Origin of the sequence: Acidisoma cellulosilyticum, assembly GCF_020621385.1 — a bacterium.
Lineage (GTDB): Bacteria > Pseudomonadota > Alphaproteobacteria > Acetobacterales > Acetobacteraceae > Acidisoma > Acidisoma cellulosilyticum.
This window is the reverse complement of the sequence record NZ_JAESVA010000042.1, coordinates 1-1,199: the sequence shown is the minus strand read 5'-3', so window position 1 is coordinate 1,199 and position 1,199 is coordinate 1. Positions and strand designations below refer to the sequence as shown.

General features: G+C 65.5%; 1 protein-coding gene. It reads left to right on the top strand.

The annotated features are described in order from the left end of the window. Window positions 1-1,199 (top strand): NAD-dependent succinate-semialdehyde dehydrogenase (locus ACELLULO517_RS28440; RefSeq protein ID WP_227310874.1); only part of this gene is annotated, 1,199 nt, incomplete at both ends.

The following is a 1,199-nucleotide window of genomic DNA, read 5'->3' as shown; positions in this document are numbered from 1 at the left end:
ATCGACGCCGCTTATCGCGCGCAGAAGGCCTGGGGCGCGATGCTGGCCAAGGATCGCAGCGCCATCCTGCGCCGTCTGTTCAATCTGATGATGGAGAACCAGGAAGACCTCGCCATCATCATGACGGCGGAACAGGGCAAGCCGCTGGCGGAAAGCCGGGGCGAAATCGCCTATGCCGCCAGTTTCATCGAATGGTTCGCGGAAGAAGCCAAGCGCGTCTACGGCGATATCATCCCCGAGCCGGCCCCGAACCGCCGCATCCTGGTGACGAAGGAGCCGATCGGCGTCTTCGCCGCCATCACGCCCTGGAACTTCCCGGCCGCCATGATCACGCGCAAGGCGGGTCCCGCTTGGGCCGCGGGCTGCGCCGGCGTCATCCGCCCCGCGACCGAGACGCCCTTCTCGGCGCTGGCGCTCGGCGTGCTGGCGGAACGCGCGGGCCTGCCGGCCGGCGTCTGCAATATCCTGACCGGTCCCGGCCGCATCATGGGCGCGGAACTGACCGCCAATCCGCGCGTGCGCAAACTCTCCTTCACCGGCAGCACGGAAGTGGGCGCGCTGTTGCTCGCGCAATGTGCGCCGACCATCAAGAAGACGAGTATGGAGCTGGGCGGCAATGCGCCCTTCATCGTCTTCGACGATGCCGATCTTGATGCCGCCGTGCAGGGCGCGATAGTCTCCAAATTCCGCAATACCGGACAGACCTGCGTCTGCGCCAATCGTATTCTGGTGCAGGACAGTGTCTTCGAGGTTTTCGCCGAGAAGCTGAAAGCGGCAGTCGAGGCGCTGAAGGTCGCCAACGGGATGGAGCCGGGTGCGACGCAGGGTCCGCTGATCAACACCGCCGCCGTCGAGAAGGTTGAGGAGCATATCGCGGACGCCGTCAGCCGTGGCGCGCGCGTCGTGACAGGCGGCAAGCCGCATGCGCTCGGCGGCAATTTCTTCCAGCCCACGGTGCTGGCGGACGTGCCGCATGATGCCAAGATCTTTGCCGAGGAAACCTTCGGCCCGGTCGCCCCGCTGTTCCGCTTCAAGACCGAGGCGGAAGCGATCCAGCTTGCCAATGACACGGAATTCGGCCTCGCCTCCTATTTCTATGCGCGCGACGTCGGTCGCATCTTCCGCGTGGCCGGCGCGCTCGAATACGGCATCGTCGGGATCAACGAAGGCATCATCAGCACCGAAGTCGCCCCCTTCGG